This is a genomic window from Rhizobium sp. BK602, assembly GCF_014195095.1.
In the GTDB taxonomy this organism is placed as follows: domain Bacteria; phylum Pseudomonadota; class Alphaproteobacteria; order Rhizobiales; family Rhizobiaceae; genus Rhizobium.
Genome location: NZ_JACIBC010000001.1, coordinates 1,043,326 through 1,065,932 on the forward strand (window position 1 = coordinate 1,043,326; position 22,607 = coordinate 1,065,932).

At 62.0% G+C, this 22,607-nt stretch carries 19 protein-coding genes; 12 read left to right on the forward strand and 7 right to left on the reverse strand.

The window, feature by feature from the left end; all coding sequences use genetic code 11:
* The first annotated feature begins 17 nt into the window (after positions 1-17).
* The 4 genes from FHX11_RS05100 to FHX11_RS05115 all read left to right on the forward strand — a co-directional run bounded on the left by FHX11_RS05100 (position 18) and on the right by FHX11_RS05115 (position 7,286).
* Positions 18-860, forward strand: a complete 843-nt coding sequence (locus tag FHX11_RS05100) for a universal stress protein (protein ID WP_184355638.1) — start codon at positions 18-20, stop codon at positions 858-860.
* Positions 861-1,228: 368 nt separating this feature from the next.
* Positions 1,229-1,726 carry a xanthine phosphoribosyltransferase gene (gene gpt, locus FHX11_RS05105; protein ID WP_184355640.1) on the forward strand — a complete coding sequence of 166 codons (498 nt, stop codon included), beginning with the start codon at positions 1,229-1,231 and terminating at the stop codon, positions 1,724-1,726.
* Between the two features lie 772 nt (positions 1,727-2,498).
* Complete coding sequence (locus tag FHX11_RS05110) at positions 2,499-6,293, forward strand: vitamin B12-dependent ribonucleotide reductase (RefSeq protein ID WP_184355642.1); 3,795 nt, start codon at positions 2,499-2,501, stop codon at positions 6,291-6,293.
* Positions 6,294-6,677: 384 nt separating this feature from the next.
* The gene (locus tag FHX11_RS05115) at positions 6,678-7,286 is read left to right on the forward strand and encodes a DUF2026 domain-containing protein (protein WP_184355644.1); all 609 of its coding nucleotides are present in this window, start codon (positions 6,678-6,680) and stop codon (positions 7,284-7,286) included.
* A 180-nt stretch (positions 7,287-7,466) separates the two neighbouring features.
* On the opposite strand, the gene FHX11_RS05120 is transcribed toward FHX11_RS05115, so the two are convergent.
* Positions 7,467-7,889 carry a helix-turn-helix domain-containing protein gene (locus FHX11_RS05120; RefSeq protein ID WP_184355646.1) on the reverse strand — a complete coding sequence of 141 codons (423 nt, stop codon included), beginning with the start codon at positions 7,887-7,889 and terminating at the stop codon, positions 7,467-7,469.
* A 71-nt stretch (positions 7,890-7,960) separates the two neighbouring features.
* Here FHX11_RS05120 and FHX11_RS05125 point away from each other — a divergent pair, with 71 nt between their 5' ends.
* Positions 7,961-10,270, forward strand: a complete 2,310-nt coding sequence (locus FHX11_RS05125) for a heavy metal translocating P-type ATPase (RefSeq protein ID WP_184355648.1) — start codon at positions 7,961-7,963, stop codon at positions 10,268-10,270.
* Positions 10,271-10,312: 42 nt separating this feature from the next.
* Here the strand turns inward: FHX11_RS05125 and FHX11_RS05130 are convergent, their stop codons facing one another.
* On the reverse strand, positions 10,313-11,281 hold the full coding sequence (locus FHX11_RS05130) for a DUF1402 family protein (RefSeq protein WP_184355650.1): 969 nt from the start codon (positions 11,279-11,281) through the stop codon (positions 10,313-10,315).
* A gap of 53 nt (positions 11,282-11,334) precedes the next feature.
* Positions 11,335-11,547, reverse strand: a complete 213-nt coding sequence (locus tag FHX11_RS05135; protein WP_184355652.1) for a hypothetical protein — start codon at positions 11,545-11,547, stop codon at positions 11,335-11,337.
* Between FHX11_RS05135 and FHX11_RS05140 the strand changes: the two genes are divergently transcribed.
* Together FHX11_RS05140 and FHX11_RS05145 are read left to right on the forward strand one after the other, a co-directional pair.
* The gene (locus FHX11_RS05140) at positions 11,529-12,818 is read left to right on the forward strand and encodes a hemolysin family protein (protein WP_184355654.1); all 1,290 of its coding nucleotides are present in this window, start codon (positions 11,529-11,531) and stop codon (positions 12,816-12,818) included. The two genes, FHX11_RS05135 and FHX11_RS05140, sit on opposite strands and share 19 nt — an antisense overlap.
* Positions 12,819-12,967: 149 nt before the next feature.
* Entirely contained in the window at positions 12,968-14,590 is a 1,623-nt protein-coding gene (locus FHX11_RS05145; RefSeq protein ID WP_184355656.1) for an ABC-F family ATP-binding cassette domain-containing protein, read from the forward strand.
* Positions 14,591-14,612: 22 nt separating this feature from the next.
* Here FHX11_RS05145 and FHX11_RS05150 read toward each other — a convergent pair whose 3' ends face one another.
* The 4 genes from FHX11_RS05150 to FHX11_RS05165 are packed head-to-tail and all read right to left on the reverse strand — an operon-like array spanning position 14,613 to position 18,850.
* Positions 14,613-15,626, reverse strand: a complete 1,014-nt coding sequence (locus tag FHX11_RS05150; protein WP_184355837.1) for an OmpA family protein — start codon at positions 15,624-15,626, stop codon at positions 14,613-14,615.
* Entirely contained in the window at positions 15,620-16,606 is a 987-nt protein-coding gene (locus FHX11_RS05155) for a hypothetical protein (protein WP_184355658.1), read from the reverse strand. The genes FHX11_RS05150 and FHX11_RS05155 overlap by 7 nt, the downstream gene beginning before the upstream one ends.
* Positions 16,606-17,430, reverse strand: a complete 825-nt coding sequence (locus FHX11_RS05160) for a hypothetical protein (RefSeq protein ID WP_184355660.1) — start codon at positions 17,428-17,430, stop codon at positions 16,606-16,608. Before FHX11_RS05160 ends, FHX11_RS05155 begins: the two co-directional genes overlap by 1 nt.
* Positions 17,402-18,850, reverse strand: a complete 1,449-nt coding sequence (locus FHX11_RS05165; protein ID WP_184355662.1) for a hypothetical protein — start codon at positions 18,848-18,850, stop codon at positions 17,402-17,404. Before FHX11_RS05165 ends, FHX11_RS05160 begins: the two co-directional genes overlap by 29 nt.
* A 262-nt stretch (positions 18,851-19,112) precedes the next feature.
* On the opposite strand from FHX11_RS05165, the gene FHX11_RS05170 reads away from it, so the two are divergent.
* The 5 genes from FHX11_RS05170 to FHX11_RS05190 all read left to right on the forward strand — a co-directional run bounded on the left by FHX11_RS05170 (position 19,113) and on the right by FHX11_RS05190 (position 22,602).
* Positions 19,113-20,129: a 2-dehydropantoate 2-reductase gene (locus FHX11_RS05170; RefSeq protein WP_184355664.1), complete on the forward strand. Its 1,017-nt coding sequence runs from the start codon at positions 19,113-19,115 to the stop codon at positions 20,127-20,129.
* 301 nt (positions 20,130-20,430) lie between these two features.
* The gene (locus FHX11_RS05175) at positions 20,431-20,658 is read left to right on the forward strand and encodes a hypothetical protein (RefSeq protein ID WP_184355845.1); all 228 of its coding nucleotides are present in this window, start codon (positions 20,431-20,433) and stop codon (positions 20,656-20,658) included.
* A 13-nt stretch (positions 20,659-20,671) separates the two neighbouring features.
* The gene (gene dapA / locus FHX11_RS05180) at positions 20,672-21,613 is read left to right on the forward strand and encodes a 4-hydroxy-tetrahydrodipicolinate synthase (protein WP_184355666.1); all 942 of its coding nucleotides are present in this window, start codon (positions 20,672-20,674) and stop codon (positions 21,611-21,613) included.
* Between the two features lie 276 nt (positions 21,614-21,889).
* Positions 21,890-22,159: a hypothetical protein gene (locus FHX11_RS05185; RefSeq protein WP_184355668.1), complete on the forward strand. Its 270-nt coding sequence runs from the start codon at positions 21,890-21,892 to the stop codon at positions 22,157-22,159.
* A 107-nt stretch (positions 22,160-22,266) separates the two neighbouring features.
* On the forward strand, positions 22,267-22,602 hold the full coding sequence (locus FHX11_RS05190) for a DUF1883 domain-containing protein (RefSeq protein WP_184355670.1): 336 nt from the start codon (positions 22,267-22,269) through the stop codon (positions 22,600-22,602).
* The last annotated feature ends 5 nt before the right edge of the window (positions 22,603-22,607 follow it).

Sequence of the window (22,607 nt, forward strand, 5' to 3'; positions counted from 1 at the left end):
AAACGGGAGATCACGTCATGTCCTACAAGACCATATTGGTCATACTCGACACTCCTGAAAACGCGAATGTGGCGGTCGACTTCGCCAGTGCGCTCGCCCGGGAGTACGGCGCGCACATTGTCGGCCTGCATGCGGAAATCGTCTCTTCCGTGCCGCTGGTCGCACCGATGGAAATTCCCGATCCAGTGGCCGTGCAGGCGCTTCAGGACATGGCACACAGCCAGGCGGTCGAGATCGAACGGCTGTTCCGCGCGAAGATGGAACGCGAGGGTCTCGACTATGACTGGCGCAGCTTCATGAGCACCGTCGGCTACGGCACCGAACCGCTGATCGAAAGCGCCCGCAGCGCCGATCTGCTGATCGCCGTGCAGCCCGACCCCTCGAAATCTTCGGACTTGCATGTCGATGTCGAAAGCTTTCTGTTCGAAAGCGGCCGTCCTGTGCTGATGATCCCCTATATCTTCACGCAGCCGAAGCCGATCCGCCGCGTGCTGATCGCCTGGAACGGCTCGAAAGAAGCGGCCCGTGCCACCTTCGACGCCTTGCCATTCCTGAAAGCGGCCGATTCCGTGGAGATCTTCTCGGTCGATACGTCCGAGAGCTCAAAGCATTCGCCGGAACAGATCAGCGCCGATATCGGCGCGACGCTTGCCCGCCACGGCGTTCGCGCCACGACGGCCACGGCGACCTGCGGCGGCAAGACGCCCTCGCAAGTCATCGAAAACCGCCTCGCCGACAATTCGATCGATCTGCTTGTCATGGGCGCCTATACGCATTCCTGGCTCTGGCAGCTGATCTTCGGCGGCACGACGCGGACGCTGCTGCACTCGATGACGGCGATGACCTTGCTCGCGCGGTGAGTTTGCACGATCCCGAAATCGAAAGCCCGAAATCGAAAGATTGAGCGTCGGGATCGCGCGATCTTGCGGGAATTCAGACATCCTTGGCAGATCCCGACGGCAGCCGGCAGCGCCCCGCTCTTGCCTTTTGGCCGTAAATCCAGCAGAAAGCAGCGACCGATGGCAGAATTCCCGCCCGGGAACCATTCGCGCGGTCCATGGAACATGAGGCAGGACGCCGAGCGGCCGCTTGCCTGGATCATGTTCAGGCAGACGGCGAGCGAACAGCGTTTCAGGATTCGGTCCATGATCCGCGCCCGTTGCGGGGTCTGCTCAGGGTCGCCGGCCGTGCCGGCGCGTCGTTATTCCATGCCCCGGAGCTTTCTGCCATGTCCCTGCCCGATAAAGCCTTTCCCGTATCCTGGGATCAGTTTCACCGCGATGCCCGCGCGCTTGCCTGGCGGCTTGCCGGCCTCAACCGCGAGTTCAAGGCGATCGTCTGCATCACCCGCGGTGGCCTGGTGCCGGCCGCCATCATCTCGCGCGAGCTGAACATCCGCCTGATCGAAACCGTCTGCGTCGCCTCCTATCACGATTACTCCAGCCAGGGCGAAATGACCCTGCTGAAAGGCATCACGCCGGAGCTGATGACCGACGGCGGCGAAGGCGTGCTGGTTCTCGACGACCTCACGGACACCGGCAAGACGGCGCTCGAAGTGCGGGCACTGATGCCGAAGGCGCATTTCGCCTGCGTCTACGCCAAGCCGAAGGGCGTGCCGACCATCGACACCTTCATCACCGAAGTCAGCCAGGACACCTGGATCTATTTCCCCTGGGACATGGGCTTCACCTATCAGGAGCCGATCGCCAAGGGTCATCGCGGCTGACTTCCATCGCCGGCACCGCGAATCAGCGGCGAATTTTCCTGGGGTGCCCGAATCGGGCGCAACGGTCGGAATTGAGGGTGGGCGCTTCGGCGCCCACTATATTTAGTGGCATCCACCCATCGAGAACATGTGGGATTCAAGGCCTTCCGCGCGAATCATGAGACGCTACGGCATGGTTTTGCCTCCATGCCAATGGCTTCGCGGTCACGGTCACAATTTTGTCGCGTTTGTTTTCGTTGCCGGTGATATCCGCCCCCATAGCGGTCTCACGAAGGGCGAGCATTTTCCGCCAAGAGCTTGAATCTTCTAGCCTCCTGGCATTTCCCCAATTTCCACAGATCAGCCCACAAGATATTGTGGTTAAAAATCCGTCGCAAACCACCCCTTGACGGAATCGGGTCTTTCAAAGTTAATGAGAAACGTTGCGGCGGCGACTGGGCCAGGCGGAATAACGAGGGCTGGTCCTCAACTCGAAATCGGATTTGGATTCAGGGCGATGCACCATTCCCATGGTGGCGCCGTGAGGGGTTTTGTGCCGATCTCGAAGCTGCCGAAAAAACACATGCGGGGACTGGCGGCAATAAGCTGTTAATACTATATTTAGTGTTTGCAGCCACCATCACCACAAGATACAGGAAGAGCATCTCCGGATGACACCTCCTGTCAGAAAGCGGATCAGAGACTGGCTGCGCGTTAAATTCGCGATGCCGGAATGAGAATTTTTGCGCCCTGTTCACGAGGCGGGCGCGCACCAACGAATGAGGATTGGGACATGCGCATCGAACGTCGCTTTACGAAGGCCGGCCAGTCACCCTACGCGGAGATCGAGTTCCGCAAGGCGACCAGCGAGATCAAGAATCCCGACGGCTCGATCGTCTTCCGCCTCGAAAACATCGACGTTCCCGCGCAGTTCTCCCAGGTCGCGGCCGACATTCTCGCGCAGAAGTATTTCCGCAAGGCCGGCGTGCCCGCCAAGCTCAAGAAGGTCGAGGAAAACGACGTTCCTTCCTTCCTGTGGCGCTCCGTTGCCGACGATGCGGCCATGAAGGATCTAGCCAAGGAAAAGCAGAGCGGCTCCGAAACCGATGCGCGCCAGGTCTTCGACCGTCTGGCCGGCACCTGGACCTACTGGGGCTGGAAGGGCGGCTACTTCTCCTCCGAAGAAGACGCCTCGGCCTTCCGTGACGAGCTTGCCTATATGCTCGCCACCCAGCGCGTCGCGCCGAACTCGCCGCAATGGTTCAACACCGGCATGCATTGGGCCTACGGCATCGACGGCCCCGGCCAGGGCCATTATTATGTCGATCCGTTCACCGGCAAGCTCACCAAGTCCAAGTCGGCTTATGAGCATCCGCAGCCGCATGCCTGCTTCATCCAGTCGGTCGAGGACGATCTCGTCAACGAAGGCGGCATCATGGACCTCTGGGTTCGTGAAGCGCGTCTGTTCAAATATGGTTCCGGCACCGGCTCCAACTTCTCGCTGCTGCGCGGCGAAGGCGAAAAGCTCTCCGGCGGCGGCCGCTCCTCCGGCCTGATGAGCTTCCTGAAGATCGGCGACCGCGCCGCCGGCGCCATCAAGTCTGGTGGAACGACGCGACGCGCCGCCAAGATGGTCGTCGTCGACATCGACCATCCGGATATCGAGGAATACATCAACTGGAAGGTCAAGGAAGAGCAGAAGGTCGCCGCCCTCGTCACCGGCTCGAAGATCGTCGCCAAGCATCTGAAGGCGATCATGAAGGCGACGGTCAATTGCGAAGGCGACAATGACGATTGCTTCGACCCGGCCAAGAACCCTGCCCTGAAGCGCGAGATCCGCGCGGCTAAGAAGGATCAGGTTCCGGAAAACTACGTCCAGCGCGTCATCCAGTTCGCCCGCCAGGGCTACAAGGATCTTGAATTCAAGACCTACGACACCGACTGGGATTCGGAAGCCTACCTGACCGTTTCCGGCCAGAACTCCAACAATTCCGTCTCGATCAAGGACGAGTTCCTGCGCGCCGTCGAGAGCGATGCCGACTGGCACCTGACCGCCCGCAAGGACGGCAAGGTCATCAAGACGCTGAAGGCGCGCGATCTCTGGGAATCGATCTCCTATGCCGCCTGGGCATCGGCCGATCCGGGCCTGCACTTCAACACGACGATGAACGACTGGCACACCAGCCCGGCCGCCGGCTCGATCCGCGCATCCAACCCGTGCTCGGAATACATGTTCCTCGACGACACGGCCTGCAACCTCGCTTCGCTGAACCTGATGACCTTCAAGGATGCGGCCACCAAGCGCATCAACATCGCCGACTACGAACACGCCGTCCGCCTCTGGACCGTCGTTCTCGAAATCTCCGTGATGATGGCGCAGTTCCCGTCGCGCCGCATCGCCGAACTTTCCTATGAATACCGCACGCTCGGCCTCGGCTACGCCAATATCGGCGGCCTGCTGATGTCGTCGGGCATTCCCTACGACTCGGACGAAGCCCGCGCCATCGCCGGCTCGCTGACCGCGATCATGACCGGCATTTCCTATGCCACCTCCGCCGAAATGGCTTCCGAGCTCGGGACCTTCCCGATGTTCAAGCCGAACCGCGAGAACATGCTGCGCGTCATCCGCAACCACCGCCGCGCCGCCTATGGCGAGACCTCGGGCTATGAGAGCCTGTCGGTCAATCCGGTGGCGCTGATCCACGGCCACAATCCGGACCAGGACCTCGTCGCCCATGCCAAGGCTGCCTGGGACAAGGCGCTGGAACTCGGCGAAAAGCACGGCTATCGCAACGCCCAGGCAACCGTCATCGCGCCGACCGGCACGATCGGCCTCGTCATGGATTGCGACACGACCGGCATCGAACCGGACTTCGCGCTGGTGAAGTTCAAGAAGCTCGCCGGCGGCGGCTACTTCAAGATCATCAACCGCGCCGTTCCGGAAGCGCTGCGGGCACTCGGCTACAGCGAAAGCCAGATCGCCGAGATCGAGGCCTATGCCGTCGGCCATGGCAACCTGAACCAGGCGCCGGCCATCAACCCTTCGACGCTGAAGGCCAAGGGTTTCACCGACGAGAAGGTGGAAGCCGTCAACGCCGCGCTGAAGAGCGCCTTCGACATCAAGTTCGTCTTCAACCAGTGGACCCTCGGCGCCGACTTCCTGAAGGGCACGCTGAAGGTTTCCGACGAGCAAATGGCCGATATCAGCTTCAACCTGCTCGACCATCTCGGCTTCTCCAAGAAGGACATCGAAGCCGCCAACATCCATGTCTGCGGTGCGATGACGCTGGAAGGCGCGCCGTTCCTCAAGAACGAGCATCTCGCCGTCTTCGATTGCGCCAATCCCTGCGGCAAGATCGGCAAGCGTTACCTCTCGGTCGAGAGCCATATCCGCATGATGGCGGCTGCTCAGCCCTTCATCTCGGGTGCGATTTCCAAGACGATCAACATGGCCAATGAAGCAACCGTCGAGGATTGCAAGAACGCCTACATGCTGTCCTGGAAGCTCGGCCTGAAGGCGAACGCGCTCTATCGCGACGGCTCCAAGCTCAGCCAGCCGCTGAACGCCTCGCTGATCGAAGACGAGGATGACGAGGATGCGCTGGAGGAATTCCTGCAGGCTCCGGCAGCCGCCCAAGCCGTCACCGTCACCGAGAAGATCATCGAACGCGTCATCGAAAAGGTCGTCCGCAGCCAGGAGAAGCTCCCCGGTCGCCGCAAGGGTTATACCCAGAAGGCCAAGATCGGCGGACACACCATCTTCCTACGCACCGGCGAATATGACGACGGTCGTCTCGGCGAAATCTTCCTCGACATGAACAAGGAAGGCTCGGCTCTGCGCGCCTTCATCAACAACTTCGCCATCTCCGTCTCTCTCGGCCTGCAATATGGCGTGCCGCTCGAAGAGTATGTCGATGCCTTCACCTTCACCAAGTTCGAGCCGGCCGGCATCGTCACCGGCAACGACGCGATCAAGAACGCCACGTCGATCCTCGACTACGTATTCCGCGAACTGGCGATCTCCTATCTCGGCCGCCACGATCTCGCCCATGTCGACACCTCGGACTTCAACGCCACGGCGCTCGGCCGCGGCATTTCGGAAGGCAAGGCCGATGTGTTCTCCAAGGGCCTGACCCGCGGCTACAAGCCGACGCTGGTGCCGACCTCGGGCGAACGCCCGGCAGCCGAGGTCAAGGGTTCGGCCACGGCCGCCCCTGCCCGCGCCTCCTCGGTCTCGACGATCTCCGCCTTCTCCGGCAATGCCGTGCGCAAGCTGGAAACGACGAGCTCCATCTCCACCTCGGAAGTCGTCGCCTTCAAGCGCGACTATGAGGAACGCGCCAAGGAGCTGGCCGAAGAGATCGCCGAGGAAGTGGCCGAAGAAACCGGCCTCTTCACCGACAAGGCGGCGGACGACGCGGCAACGGCCAAGACCGAAGCCAAGAAGCTGGAATCCGAACGCCGCGCCCGCTCCATCATGCAGGGCTACACCGGCAACATGTGCACCGAATGCCAGAACTTCACGATGGTCCGCAATGGGACCTGCGAGAAGTGCGACACGTGCGGCGCGACGAGCGGGTGCAGTTGATTGGAAGGCGGCAGTCGTATCGCCCCTATAACGAACTTGACGAAGTAGAAAAACCGGGCGCCCAGGCGTCCGGTTTTCGTTATAAAAGTAGATTGAAATCCATGAGCGGAATTCTATCCGTTGAGGGCTAAGCGCTCCCCTGTTCGGTGAACGATGGGTGCAAGCTTGCAAGAGGTTCGTCGCAATGTTCAATAGCGATCATAAATGCGGGGGGCTGATGCGTTACATCGTTGCTGGCTTGCTATCGAAACCACCTGAAATCGCATCTCCTCATATCCGAGCCGGAGCGAAGGATAGAGGCCATCTCGTCACATCCGACATTTACATGACCGCCGCCATCACTTACGGGAAGGCCCATATTGTAGGGCTTAAGGGCGAACGACCATGCTGATCAAGCAAAGCGACTACCATCGGATCTACCGGGTCATCAACAGCCTGCTGATCAACGAAAACGCCAATCCCGCTACGGCTTCGATGTATTTCAGCACGTTTGGGGCCTTCATTCTCGAACATCATTTCAAGGTCAAGGCAAAGCCGAAAGGCGGTCTCGCCGCTTACAATCTAGACGGAAAACACATCCTTTTCGCCGACCAGCGCGATGATGGCTATGTCTCCGGCGCCGGCGAAAATTTCCACTGCTGGGTTGAGGCGGACGGCTGGGCAATCGACTTCATGGCCCCGGCGTTCTCGGAAAGTGCGCCGGATCTGTCGATCCATTCGAAGATGTTTCAGCGTCCGCTTTCCTCCATGGCGCAATCCATCAACGATCTCAGCCAAACCGGAGATTTCTTCTATCATTCCGAGCCTGATGCTACGAACCGCCGTTTCGCCGACTGGCGCAAGCAACCGATGATCGGAGACCTCGCTATCGTCGCCACCAACTGGTTTCGGAAGTCGCCTAAGAAAATGCAGGCGTCAATCACGGTTCGGAATCAGGACGGGAAAACCAACCTTGTGCCGCTCATCGGCAATTCCCTGGTCGGCGCGTGGTGATGTTCGAAAGCGCCTTCAAGCCGAAATAGCGATTGCGGTATGGCTCGGAGTTTGCCTGCAAAGAACTATTCAGCTCTGTGCTGACCAAACTCGGTTTGAGGCAATGAAAAGCATTGCTTTTCATGATGGTCGATGGGCCACTGCGAGATGGCAATTGGGGTGGATACACCCACCCCCCCATCAATGATGCGGATGCATGCATTCCCCGTGATCGGCCAAAACCTCGATCACCCGGCATTGGTCGACGCGGCCGTGGCCGCAGCCTTCGACCATCATTTCCAGCTCGGCCTTCAGGGCCATCAGGCTGCGGATGCGCTGTTCGACTTCGATCAGGCGGGCCTTGGCGATGGCGTCGGCGGAGGCGCAGGATTGGTTGGGGTCGTCCTGCAGCGTCAGCAGCGTGCGGATGGCGTCGATCTCGAAGCCCAGTTCGCGGGCGTGGCGGATGAAGGCGAGACGGTGCAGATGCGATTGCGCGTAGGAGCGCTGGTTGCCCTCGCTGCGCTCCGGTTCGGCCAACAGACCGATGCTCTCATAATAGCGGATCGTCGGGACTTTCACGCCGCTTTGCCGGGCCGCTTCGCCGATGGTGATCTTTTTCATGATTTTCCTCTTGCACCTCTAGTCGCTAGAGGATGTAGGAAGGATGCCACGATTTGACAAGGAAACGGATCATGGCAGCGGCGACACAGACGAAGTACAGAATCGGCGGCATGGACTGCGCCTCCTGCGCGGCCAAGATCGATACCGCCGTCCGGCGCATGCCGGGTGTCGAGGACGTCTCCGTTTCGGTGACCGCCGGCACGATGACCGTGCGTCACGACGAGACCAGCAATCTCACGGCGATCGAGAAGAAAGTGACCGGGCTCGGCTATTCCGTCGCGCCGATTGTGGGCAAGGCAGCCCCCGCGCCTGCCGAACATCGGCATGACGATCATGGTCATCAATGCCAGGGCGATCATGATCACGACCATTCGCACGATCACCACGGACACGATCATTCGACCCATGATCATTCCGCGCATGACCATGCCGCTCATGATCATGATGGCGATCACAAACACGCTGAAAAGGAAATCGAGGGCCTGCACGGCCATGATCACGGGCCGACGAACGGCCCGTGGTGGGCGAGCAAAAAGGGTCGCTTGACGATCCTGTCGGGCGCAGCACTGGTTGCCGCCTATGCGGTCGGCCATCTCGTCCCCTCGATCGCGCCCTATGCCTTCATCGCCGCCATGCTCGTCGGCCTCGTACCGATCGCCCGGCGTGCCGTCATGGCGGCGCTGGCCGGCACGCCTTTCTCCATCGAGATGCTGATGACCATCGCCGCCGTCGGCGCCATCGTCATCAATGCCGGCGAAGAGGCGGCAACGGTGGTCTTCCTCTTTCTCGTCGGCGAGCTGCTGGAAGGCGTTGCCGCCGGCAAGGCGCGCGCCAGCATCCAGTCGCTGGCGACGCTGGTTCCGAAAACCGCGCTGGTCGAGGAAAATGGCCAGACCCGCGAAGTCCAGGCCGAGGCCCTTGCGGTCGGCACCACCATCCTCGTGCGTCCCGGCGACCGTATCGCCGCCGATGGCGTGATCATCGAAGGCGAAAGCGCCATCGACGAAGCGCCGGTGACGGGCGAAAGCACGCCCGTGCGCAAAGGAATGGATGCCAAGGTCTTCGCCGGCACGATCAATACGGATGCGGTGTTGCGCGTCAAAGTCACCGCCGCGGCCGCCGACAACACCATCGCCCGCGTCGTCAAGCTGGTCGAGGAGGCGCAGGAATCCAAGGCGCCGACCGAACGCTTCATCGATCGTTTCTCGCGCTATTATACGCCAGGCGTCGTCGCTGTCGCCGCGCTGGTCGCAGTGCTGCCGCCGCTGGTGGCCGGCGCGAGCTGGCTGGAATGGGTCTACAAGGGCCTCGCCATCCTGCTGATCGGCTGCCCCTGTGCCCTTGTCATCTCGACACCCGCGGCCATCGCCGCCGCGCTGTCGGCCGGCGCCCGCAACGGCCTCCTGCTGAAGGGCGGCGCGGTGCTGGAGACCATGGGCAAGGTAACGAAGGTCGCTTTCGACAAGACCGGCACGCTCACCGAAGGCAAGCCCAAGGTGACCGATGTCACCGCTTACGGACATACCGAGGCGCAGGTCCTGTCGCGCGCCGCCGCGCTGGAAAACGGGTCGAACCATCCGCTTGCACTCGCGATCCTGGAGCGGGCAAAGGCCGACAGGCTCCCGGTGCCGCCCGCCGCCGAAGCGAAGGCCCTGCCCGGCAAGGGCGTCAGCGGCCGGGTCGGCGGCGAGGCCATATCGCTTTTGTCGCCACTGGCCGCGCGCGAGATCGAGGCATTCTCGGATGAACAGAATGCCCGGATCGAGACCCTGAATGACGACGGCAAAAGCGTTTCCGTGCTGATCGTCGAAAACAAGGTCGCCGGCCTGATCGCCATGCGCGACGAACCGCGTGCCGATGCCCGCATCGGGATCGAGGCGCTGAAAGCAGCCGGCATCGGCGCGGTGATGCTGACCGGCGACAATGCACGGACGGCGGCGGCCATCGCCAAGGGTCTCGGCATCGAACCGCGCGCCCAGCTGCTGCCGGAAGACAAGCAGCGGGTCGTGCGCGAGCTGCAGGCGCAAAAGCAGGTGGTCGCCAAGGTCGGCGACGGCATCAACGATGCCCCGGCGCTCGCCGCCGCCGATGTCGGCATCGCCATGGGCGGCGGCACCGATGTGGCGCTGGAAACCGCCGACGCCGCCGTCCTGCACGGCCGCGTCACCGATGTCGCCAACATGGTCACGCTGTCGCGCACGACGATGAGCAACATCCACCAGAACATCACCATGGCGCTCGGCCTGAAGGCGGTGTTCCTGGTGACGACGATCGTCGGCATCACCGGCCTTTGGCCCGCCATCCTCGCCGATACGGGCGCGACCGTGCTCGTCACCGCCAATGCGATGCGGCTTCTCGGCTGGAAGGGCGCGAGAGCCTGAGGATCATGCCGGGCGGCGAGGTTTTCTTCCGCCGCCCACTCTTCACGATCCGTTCAAAAGACCGCGCAGCTCCGGCAGCTTGTCGTTGACCAGCCAGCCGTAATAATTCTCCTCGGGAAGCTTTCTGCCGCCGGGCCTGTCGGCATCCTGCCGCAGCGCCAGCGCACGGCGACGGGGCTGGCCGACATTGTAGAGCGTCGCGGTCAGGCCCGGATTGCCGGAAATGTCGAAGCCCTGATCACGATAGGCATCGATTGCGTCCTTGATGATCGCGGCGATGTAGAGAACGCTGCGAGAGGGGTCCATGATGTCGCGATAGATCGCCTGCGGGTCATCCGGCGACAGTTTCGGCAATCCGCTGGTGGCGTGCACCAGATCCGTGACCTCCAGCGCCGTCAGCGGGCTGATCTGCCCGAGGCCGAAGGTCTGGCCGGCATAGAAGGGCTGGAAAAATGCCCTTTGGAACGTCAGGTTCTCGTAGGAAACGTCATCGATGGTCCTGCCGCGAAAATTCTCGTCCCACACCTCGTCGCGGCATTCCCACAGGTCGTTGCTGGCCGTGAGAGCGTCGCAGCGCGCGAATTCCGGCTTCTTGACGAAGGATTGAACCGATACGCCTTTGTAGGAAAAGGAGAAATCGGCCTTCGAATAGGCAAGCGCCTTCACATAGTAGGACTGGACCCGGTCGACGATGGTGATGTTGTAGGTATGCTCGCCAACAAGGGCGCCGACGATATGCATCGGATCGATGCCGTAGGCTTGGGCTGCTTTCCTGATCTGCTGCATCAGGCTCTTGTCCTGACGCAGCACCGTGAGGATCTTCTGGTATTTCTCTTCATAGGTGGTGGCGAAGGCCTTGGCGCGCAGGGCCGAGGCGCTGGGGACCGCCGGCTGCTCGGAAAAGCGGTTGCCGGGAGGCACGAGCACCATGTCGCGGGCGGCATCGGCAGAGGCGGCGGAGAGGAACATAACGAGGCAGATCGCCGGGATCTTCGATAGGCTTATTGGCATTCGATCATCGCTTTCGTGGACGGCCCCGACTGCAAGGCCACTGTCATATTCGATCAAGCTCCTGAAACAAGGCTGAGCTTCCGCTGCCGAAAGCGGATCACGATAAGTTTTGTTGGTGAGCGCCCGATCGCGCCAAAATCGTGGGTTCCGATCGGCACCACGATCAATCTTGTCGCCGCCTCCACTGGCGCGACGGGGCATTGACGCATATCTTCACCGGCATCGTCATCAATCGTAAGAGCCGGTTTTGTTACTTGAAATTTCAATCGTCGTCCTGCTGACCATCCTCAACGGTGTGCTGGCAATGTCGGAGCTCGCCGTGGTTTCCTCCCGCCCGGCCCGTCTCAAGGTCCTCGCGGACCAGGGCAGCAACGGCGCCCGTCTGGCGATCAACCTGGCCGAAAACCCCGGCCGCTTCCTGTCGACGGTCCAGATCGGCATCACCCTGGTCGGCGTTCTGTCCGGCGCCTTCTCCGGCGCGACGCTCGGCGCCCGTTTCACGGGCTGGCTCATCACCCAGGGCCTGTCACAGGGGCTGGCCGACGCCCTCGGCGTGGGAACGGTCGTGGTCGCCATCACCTATCTCTCCCTGATCGTCGGCGAGCTGGTGCCGAAGCAAATCGCGCTCAGGGCACCCGAGACGGTCGCAAGCAAGGTTGCGCCGGCGATGACCGTTCTCTCCAAGCTCGCCTTGCCGCTGGTGTGGCTTCTCGACGCCTCTGGCCGCCTGGTGCTCACTCTTCTCGGGCAATCCGGAAAGGGTAGCGACAGCGTCACCGACGAGGAAATCAAGACCATTCTTGCCGAGGCGCAGAGCGCCGGCGTGATCGAAAGGGAAGAGTCGGCGATGATTTCGGGCGTCATGCGCCTGGCGGATCGCACGGCCCGTGCATTGATGACGCCGCGGCGCGAGGTCGAGCTGATCGACATCGACGACAGCGCGGAAGAGATCCGCGCACAGCTCCGCCAGACCAGCCGCGCGCGCCTGCCGGTGCGCAAGGGAAGCTCCGACGAGGTTCTCGGCGTTCTTTTCGTCAAGGACTATTACGACGCCGTATCCACCAAGGGCAGCGCCGATCTCAAGGCGCTGACGCGCGAAGCCCCGGTCGTCTCGGATCTCGCCACCGCCAACACCGTCATCCAGACGATCCGGACCTCGCCTACCGACATGGTTCTCGTCTTCGACGAATACGGGCATTTCGAGGGCATCGTCACCTCCGGCGACATCATGGAAGCCATCATGGGCGTGTTTCAGGCGGAAGCCGGCGAAGAACCGGCGGTCGCCCGCCGCGACGACGGCTCCTATCTCGTCTCCGGCTGGATGCCGATCGACGAATTCTCCGAATTCATGAGCATCCCGCTGGACGATGACGCCGAATACCAGACCGTCGCCGGCCTGGTCCTCGAAGAGCTGAAGCACCTTCCGGAGCTTGGGGAGAGTTTCAGCAGAAACGGCTGGCGCTTCGAGGTCATCGATCTCGACGGCAGGCGGATCGACAAGCTGCTGCTGACCCCCGAAAAGGCCGAGGCCGCATAATGGCGTGACCAAGCCAGCTTCCCGACGAGCCGGGGAGCTTTGCTGCATGGCAGCAATTTTCACGGATCATGACGCCGAAAAACTGCGACAGCTCCGGCAACACATGGCATAAGGGCGCCGAAATCTCTTTCTTCGGGCCGCGCGTAACCATGATTCGTATCGAAAATATCAGCAAGCAGAACAGCCACCGCATCCTCTTCATCGAGGCATCCGCGGCGCTCAACAGAGGCGAGAGCGTCGGGCTCGTCGGCCCGAACGGCGCCGGCAAGACGACGCTGTTCCGGATGATCACCGGGCAGGAACTGCCCGACGAAGGCCAGGTATCCGCCGACAAGGGCGTCACCATCGGGTACTTCAATCAGGATGTCGGCGAGATGGAAGGCCGTAGCGCCGTTGCCGAGGTCATGGAGGGCGCCGGGCCGGTGAGCGCCGTTGCCGCCGAATTGCGCGAACTCGAAGCCGCCATGGTCGATCCCGACCGGGCTGACGAGATGGACGCGATCATCGAGCGTTACGGCGAGGTGCAGGCGCGCTACGAGGAGCTGGACGGCTATGCGCTGGAGGGCCGCGCCCGCGAAGTCCTGGCCGGCCTGAGCTTCAGTCAGGAGATGATGGACGGCGACGTCGGCGCGCTGTCGGGCGGCTGGAAGATGCGCGTGGCGCTTGCCCGCATCCTTCTCATGCGCCCCGACGTCATGCTGCTCGACGAGCCCAGCAACCATCTGGATCTCGAAAGCCTCATCTGGCTGGAAGAGTTCCTGAAAGGCTATGAAGGCGCGCTGCTGATGACCTCGCACGACCGCGAGTTCATGAACCGCATCGTCACCAAGATCATCGAGATCGACGCTGGCTCGCTGACGAGCTATTCGGGTGACTACGAGTTCTACGAACAGCAGCGGGCGCAGAACGAGAAGCAGCAGCAGGCGCAATTCGAGCGCCAGCAAGCCATGCTCGCCAAGGAAATCAAGTTCATCGAGCGCTTCAAGGCGCGCGCCTCGCATGCCTCGCAGGTGCAGAGCCGCGTCAAGAAGCTGGAAAAGATCGACCGCGTGGAGCCACCGAAGCGGCGCCAGACGGTCGCTTTCGAATTCCAGCCGGCACCGCGCTCCGGCGAGGACGTCGTCAATCTGAAGAACGTTCACAAGAAATATGGCGGCCGGGTCATCTATGAAGGGCTGGACTTCATGGTCCGCCGCCGCGAGCGCTGGTGCATCATGGGCATCAATGGCGCCGGCAAGTCTACGCTGCTGAAACTGGTCGCGGGCTCGACGACGCCGGACGAAGGCAGCGTTGCACTCGGCGCCAGCGTCAAGATGGGCTATTTCGCCCAGCATGCCATGGATCTGCTCGACGGCGAACGCACCGTGTTTCAGCAGCTGGAACATGATTTTCCGCAGGCGGGCCAGGGCTCGCTGCGCGCGCTTGCCGGTTGTTTCGGCTTTTCCGGAGATGATGTCGAAAAGAAATGCCGGGTGCTGTCAGGCGGCGAAAAGGCGCGCCTCGTCATGGCGATCATGCTTTTCGACCCGCCGAACCTGCTGGTCCTGGACGAGCCGACAAACCATCTCGACCTCGACACCAAGGAAATGTTGATCAAGGCCCTGTCGCAGTATGAAGGCACCATGCTGTTCGTCTCGCACGACCGCCATTTCCTCGCGGCCCTTTCCAACCGCGTGCTGGAACTGACGCCCGAGGGCATTCATCAATATGGCGGCGGCTATACGGAATATGTCGAGCGCACGGGCTATGAAGCGCCCGGCATCCATGGCTGATCGGAGGAGCTGAGCCGATTGCTCAGTGCAGGCTGACCGGGTTCACCGCCGCGCTGTCGATTACGGCAACCGGCGCGGTCCGGCCGCGCACGCGGATTTCGATGCGCCGGCGCGATTCGACGGCACCGGCCTGCCCGCGCGTCACCGTGTCGCCGGGCAGGATCAGTTGTGCCGCCGACATCGGCAGGATGGTGGCGTTCTTCAGCTTCGGATTGGCTTTCAGGACATTGGCGACGGCGATGGCGCGCGCCAGGCCAAGACCGGCATTGTCGGCCGGTTCGACCGCCGATATCGGCAGCCTGCCCTCCATCGCGCCGATCAGCGTGTCGTCGAGGTTCGAGATTCTGCGCGCCACCGGCTGCTCGTCCGTATGGCCGATGACCTCGACGATATTGGCATCGTAGTCGTTGAGGTTGCCGGCGATCTCGTCGGCAACGGTCGTGTTGAGCAATTGCACGAAGGTCTTGGTCAGATCGGTGCTGCCGGACTGGAAGTAGTTCGTCCGGACATCGTCGAGATTGATGATCGGCGGCCATTCGCGGGGGCCTACCCCTCCCTGCCCCGCGGCAAGCAGCTTATCGACCCTGTCCGGTGCCTTGGCCAGTTCGATATCGTGCTGTTTCAGCACCTCGGCGACCTTTACCAGCTCGCGCAGATCCTCCGGCTTCACGCCCTCGGCGCTCAAGCTGTCCAGGGTTTCGCGCGCCAGCACCAGCTCGCGCCATTCCTTTTCCAGCTTTGCCTGGTCCGCCGGCGAAAGGTCGCCGGACTTGAGCTGCCGTTGCAGCTGCACGATGAGATAACTTTGCTCGGAGCGCTTCTGCTCCAGAAGGGCAAGCTGCTGCTCCGCCTCCTTGAGCTTGCGTTCGGCCTCGTAGCGATGGCTCCGTTCCGCCGAAATCATGGCGGCCGCGACCAGCAGCAGGCAGAAGACCAGCAGCAGCATGGATTCAGCCATGGTCAGGCCAAGAATGAGGCCGCGATTGTAGCCCTTGTGCTCGAGCTTCGGTGCCTTGTCGGAAACGCCCATCACCATAGGTGCCACCGACGCTTCGGCCGCGCCGCGCCGGCAAGCGGCGCATTCTCATTGGCCGATCGACCCGAATCCATTCGGTTGTCCACCGATGCGGCATCGGAAGCAGGTGAAACAAGCTGTGCCGGCGCCGGCCGCGGCAAGTCCGCCATGCGCTTCAGCGTCTCCTCGATGTTGCGCAGCGGCTGCAATTGCGCCTCGGCCATCTCCTTGATGGCGGCAATGGCGGGCGCCAGCTCGGCGCGCACGACGTCTTCGGGAGAACGGATATCTTCAAGCTTCTTGCCGACGGTTTCGACCGCCGCGCCGAATTTGCCGATAATCTCGGAAAGCTGCGCCGTCGTATCCGTCAGTTGCGCCGCCGCCTCGTTGATCGGCTTGACCGCCTGTTTCGCCAGGACTTCCAATATCTTCTGGATTTCCTCGCCGTTGCGTTCGGCCTGTCGGGCGATCTCTTCGAAACCTTCCGACAGCATCTGGTTGCTGACGCGCCGATAATGGGAAAACTCACGCGACGATGAATCGAGCTCCGAACGCACGCGCCGCGTCATTTCGGCGAGCTCATGGCGAACGCTGCGCTCGATATCGATCGGATCGCGACGCATCTGGTTGAAGAGAATGCGCAGCGTCACACCGGCGATGGTCGAGGTGACGGCGATGCCGAAATTGCGCACGATGGTCTCGATCGAGGTCTCGCCGGCAAAGAGATAGAGCGAGACGCCAAGGCTCGACAGGGTGAAGAGGAAGCCCATGTAATAGAGATTGTCGCCGGCCTGCTCGTTGTGTAGCCGGAAGCCGGCAAAGGCGAGCGATACCGCGAAATAGACCGCCATCAGCAGCAGCGGCACGCCGGTGACGACCGGCAGCGACCAGCCCAAGAGCTTCGACGTCCAGATGAAGATCATGCCGCCGATGGTGACGGAGGAGAAGAGGATCATCGGCCCGTAGTCGCGCAGGGCCTGTCTCGTCTCGACATCCGCCATCAGCGTATCCCCTCTAGTCGGACGAAGCCATCGAAATAGCCGTTATTGTCCTTGATCCACTGCGCCCAGAAGTTTGCAAGCTCCTCAATGCCGAACTTCATGCCGGGCCTTTGAAAGGCAAGGATCCTGATCTTGACACCATCCAGTGACGTGCGGAAGCGGTCGCGCGCCGGGCTTGACTGGAACTTCCGGTAGGAAACGCCGTCGCGATAATTCGAGAAGGCGTCGGTGTGCTCGATCATGTCGGAGGCAATGTAGAGCTGCTTCGGGATGCTACCCGAGGCGCCGGCGAAGACTTCGAGATTGATCTTCTGGATGCCGGCCATGATCGGCGATTGCTTGCCGGCTTCGCCGACGTTCAGTTTGCCGGCGATATCGGCAAGCGGCTTTTGAAATCCCTTTTCCCAGCGCGCCTGCATCAGCCTGGGATTGCTGGTCCATTCGTCGGCGCTGGCGCCGCTGCCGGGATTGCAGCCATGGAAGGTTTGGACGAGCACGCCTTCCTTCTCCGTCAGGGCATAGATGTCGATCGCGCCGCCGACCGGCACGTCGGCGACGATCTTCTGGAACTGGTTGCGCAGGTCGAGCGTCGTCGTGTCCGAAATCGGGTCGGTGACATCAAGCAGGATGGCCGTCTCCGATTTTGGCCCATCCACCGGGCAGAGCGATGCCTGGTCGACCGCGACATTGCCGCTCGCCTTCAAGCGCAGCCAGCCATAGGCACCGACAATGCCGAGGGAGAGGACGGCAAGGCATACCGTCGCAATGATGAGACCCGCCGAGCCACCGCCCCGGCTACGCCGCCTGCGTCGCGCCAATGCCATTCTCCGGGAAAAGATGATCGAGCTTGTGATACTTCTCGATCGCGCTTTCGAATTCGTCGCCGATCCGCTTGATCTGGTCGCTCAGTTCCGCCTGCGCGCCCTGGATGCGCTCGCCCAGCACCTTGTCGTCCCACTCCTCCTCGGTACGGAGCACCGGCGTCAGCCGCTCGAGCCGATAGCGGGCGGAGAAATAGGCGGGCTCCGGCTCCGTGCGCGCGCTTGCGTTCGCCTCGCGATAGATGGTCAGCAGCGTGTTGGCGGTGCGTTCGAGATGGTTCTGGTGCTCGGCGAACAGGCCGGCAGTGCGGGCACGATGCGCGATGATGGCGGCGGTCTCCTGACGGCGCATGCTGAGATCGCGGATGATGGCCTCGATCTTGCTGTTGTGCTCGTCGCGGATATCCCGGAGATCGTCGATCAGATCGACCCGGCGGTCGATATAATTGCTTCTTGCTGCATCGAGACGCTTCTGCACGCCGGCAAATCCCGGATAGGGATCGGTCAGATAGCAGCCGTCGATGAAGGCGAAGAGCGAGAACATCAGGCCGACGGCAAACAGCATCCAGGAATTCAGCTCCTGCAGGCCGAGCGGCGCCGTCTTCAGCCGCTGGATCACCTCTATGCCCGCGCCGGACAGAATGGTCGCCGAGACCTCGCGGTAATGCGCCAGCGCGATGTTGATCCCCAAGGCCACGGCGACATAGGCCACTAGCCCCAACAGGCCAAGCAGCTTCAGCAGAAACGACCGATGCACGAGGAAACGGACGCAGAAGAAGGAAAACATCAGCGCCGCGCCGATGTTCAGGAAGGCGAAGGCCGCCGCCTCGGTCACGCCGCCGACGATCCCCTGCTCGCTGCCCTTGGCAAGAAAGCTGCCGTTCATCACCATTTCGATGAGGACGAGGAAGACGATCAGCGCCACTTTGAAACCCCAGGCCGCCTTGCTGGAGACCTTCGCGGCGCGTTGCAGCCTGTGCCTGGCCTTGAAATCCACCATTTCGTCTTCGGCGGTTTTCAGATTGCGGCGCAGGCCGTGCAGCTCGTCGACGCCGCTGGCCGCTTCCGCCCTGAAATCCGAAACGCTGGAGGCATTCGCCTGGCGGATGAGCCCGAACTGCCCCTCGAAATCGAGATTGCGCAACCGGCTGTCGAAGGTTTGGAACTGATCTTCGAGCACCTGATACGAGCTCTTCTTCTCCGCCTCGACCCAGCCGATGACGCGCTGCTCGGTCTCGTCGAAGGACTGGGCATTCGCAGCCGGCCGGTTGGATTGGCCGGCGGACGCGCCTTTCTCCTTGAGGCTAAGCGTCGTGCTCAGCTTCTCGACATCGACGACGGGAAACACATCGGTCGAGGCCCGGAAATCATGGCTGGTCTCGCGGGCTGTTTCCCACAAGCGGTTTAGAGCTTCGAAACGCAACGATCCTCCCCGAGGGAATTATCAACTTTAGAAGGACTGACGATAAACCGATACCGCACCGGTTGTCCCTGGTCCAGAGCAGTATCCCGGAAGTTAAAATGGGATTGTGGTAAAGACTAGCCCGAACGAAGAATACGCTTCGCAAGCCCGCCATCGCCGGTAGCGAAAGCCCGAAATTTGCATTCGGCTTTAACAAATCACTCGCCAAATCATGAAGATCGCCTAACTTGCTCCCATCGAGAAAGACCCGGAGATCAAGACCATGGCATCCTCTCCCCTTAAGACCATTTGCATCTACGGCGCCGGCGCACTCGGCGGCGCGATCGCGGCAAAGCTTGCTACGGGACTGGGAGAGCAGGTGACCGTTTCGGTGGTGGCGCGCGGTGCGCATCTGGAAGCGATCCGCGCACAGGGCCTGCGCCTATGGGAGGCGGGTGCCGATCGTCCGCTCGTGGCACGCATGACGGCAACCGACAATGCGGCGGAGCTGCCGCCGCAGGATCTGGTGATCACCGGACTGAAGGGCCATCAGCTCACCGCCGCCGCGCCCGGCATCGCCGGGCTCCTGCATTCCGGCACGCGCGTCGCGATGATCCTCAACGGCGTGCCCTGGTGGTATTTTCACCGGGACCGGCAGAGCGGTCATGCCGAGCGCCAGATCGAGGAGCTCGATCCGAATGGCGAACTCTGGCGGCGGATCGGGCCTGAGCGGGTCATCGGCTGCGTTGCCTATCAGGGCGCGGAGGTCATCAATCCCGGCGAGGTCGAGCTCAGCAACAACGGCCGCTTCATCCTCGGCGAGCCCTCCGGCGAAAACTCTGTCGACATCGAGGCGATTGCGACTCTGCTGCGAGAGGCCGGGGTCAATATTTCGATTTCGCCGCGCATCCGCGACGAGATCTGGAGCAAGCTGATGGGCAATGCCGCCTTCAACCCGATCAGCGCACTTACCCGCGCCCTGATGTCCGACATCATGCAGAACCCTGCCCTTGCGGCCATGGTCGGCGACGTCATGAACGAGGTGAAGGCGGTCGCGGAATCTTTGGGCGCGCGGATCGCGATTTCCGTCGAGGAGCGCCTCGAACGCTCCCGCCAGATCGGCCCGGTGCGCACCTCCACCCTGCAGGACCTGCTGGCCGGCAAGCCGCTGGAAATCACCCCGCTCGTCGGCGCGGTCGTCTCGCTCGCAAAGCTGACGGGCATCTCTACGCCAACCTCGGCGACGATCCTGGCGCTGGTCACGCAACTGGACCGGGAGAATATGCGGGCGGCGGAATAGCCATTACCCGCCCTCGCGCTTCGAGGATCATCCTTCGACAAGCCCAGGGCTCCCACCGCAGCGTGAGGGCTGATCTTCGGTATCCGCGGCACGCTCGCTCCAGTCCTGACGGTGAGGCGTCTTGACGGCCTAGCATCGCGACGGCGGCAAGATCTCGAACCCACAGGGCTGGCCCGCGAGATCAATCTCACCTCCCATCACCCTCGTCTTTATATCCCGCTTATTTCTTCGCCTGCCGCCGCGAATGGATTTCCTATGCGGCCCGGCGTTACCCTCCGCTCAGAATGCAGAGGTAAACGCCATGCTGGATACACATTCACCGAATCTGGCCGAATCCATCCGTATCCTCGTTCACAACAGCGACGAGAAGCATCACCGCATCGCCGCGTCTGCCCCCGCCGGCAAGAGCCAGACGAAATGCAGGCTGCGCAACCGCCAGGTCCGCGAAAGACGCACCTTCCAGGCCATGTTCGCCTTCGGGCTGCTGCTCGGCGGCCTGGAGCTGTTCATCGTGCTGCATTATCTCTGAGCGGCAACGGATCATGACAGCACCTGCCTTGCAAAGACGTCCCGGCGGTACGATCACGGCGCTCGTCACGCCGTTTCGCGATGGGTTGCTCGATGACGTCGGGCTGATGGCGCATGTGGAATGGCAATTGCTGAGCGGCGTGGACGGGCTGCTTGCCTGTTCGCTGACCGGCGAAGGCCCGACGCTGACCACGAACGAACGCGCGAGGATCATCTCGATTTGCGTCGAGCTGGCAGAGGGCCAGGTTCCCGTCATCGTCGCCAGCGGCACCAATGATACGGCAACGACCATCGAGGAGACACGTCAGGCCCAAAACCTCGGCGCCGACGCTGCGCTCGTCACCCTTCCCTATTATTCCAGACCGAGCCAGAAAGGCATTCTTCAGCACTTCGAACGGCTGGCCGACAGTACCGACCTGCCGCTGATCGTCCATAACCATCCGGCCCGCACCGCCGTCGGCCTGGCTCCGGCAACCGTCGCCAGGCTCGCCGAAATCCCCTCCGTCATCGGCATCGCCGACGGCAGCGGTGATATCCGTGGGATTAGCGAGTGGCGGTCATTGCTGCCGGAACGGATCGGGCTCTATGCGGCCGATGATCGGGCAACCCTCGCCCTCATGATAGCCGGCTGCCGCGGCTCTTTCTCCAGCGCCGCCAATATCGTGCCGCGGCTCGTCCGTGCCATGCAGCTATCGGCCGGATGCGACCAGACGGCAGCGGCGCGGCAGATCGACGACCGGCTGCGGCCGCTCTTCCAGGCGCTCGCACGCGAAAGCGAGCCCGCCACAGTCAAGCAGGCTCTTACCTTCCTGCGGGGAATGAGCCCGGACGTACGGCTGCCGCTGACGCAGGTCGAGAGCGAAACTCGCCAGGCTCTCCAGGCGGCGATCGCCCCGCTCGTTCCTGCCCAGCAAGCCCGGATGCCGTCGCTGCCGACTTTCCGCCTGGGATTATGAAATCGGCCTATCCCTATGAGATTTTTATATTTTAGCATTTTCTTCCGAATGGAATTCATACCGTGCCGGCCATAGATTCATGGACATGGCGCTGCCCCTTCAGGTCGCCAGCGCCGGTGACACTTGGAAAGGAACTCGAATGTCACGCCATATGCAGGACGGCCTTCTCGCCGTCGCACCGCGTCTTGCCCTCGTCATTCTCGCCGCCGGCATCATCCAGCTTCTGATGCATTGGGCCGGCAACTGAGCACATCAATCGTTTATGAGGATAAAGACATGGCAAACGCACACGCTCTCCAACGACACATGGCCCGCATCGCAGCATCGCCTGCCCCCGCCCGCTTCACCATCGGCCGCGACCGGCGCGGCGCATGGATCGTGCAGGACCGGCAAGGTCTCGTCGGCGGCCTATTCGCCAGCGAGGCGGCGGCGGCGCATTTCGCGGCGGAAGAATGCAATCACAATCCAGCCGATATCTGCCGTGCCCCGGAAGGCTCGGTGCTCGACTTCGGCGGCTTCGTCGCGCCGATCTCCAACCTGCATTGAGGCATGATCGTCCAGGGTGATTTTCGATCGCTCGTACAAGCGGCCAACGCTTCCTTAACCCCGGTCCGGATAGGATGCCGGCCGGGTATTAGTAAAGTGAAAGCGCAATGTCGAAGCCTGCCTTCCGTTACAGCCACTATGATCTCGGAGAACAGCGTGGCGGAGCCGTCATCGAGATCACGCTCTCGGCCATCGCCAATGTCCGGCTGATGAATAGCGCCAACTTCGAGCGCTTCACCGAAACCTTGAAACATCAGTTCCTCGGCGGCGTCGCCAAGAAGTCACCCATCCGGCTGAGCATTCCCGAAAGCGGCCATTGGCATCTCGTCGTGGACATGGAAGGCCATACCGGCATGGCGGAATCGAGCGTCAGGGCGATCGCCGAAAAAGTGCCCGCGCCGCGCATGCAGAAGGTGGAAACCGAAAACGTCACCGGCAAGTGATATGC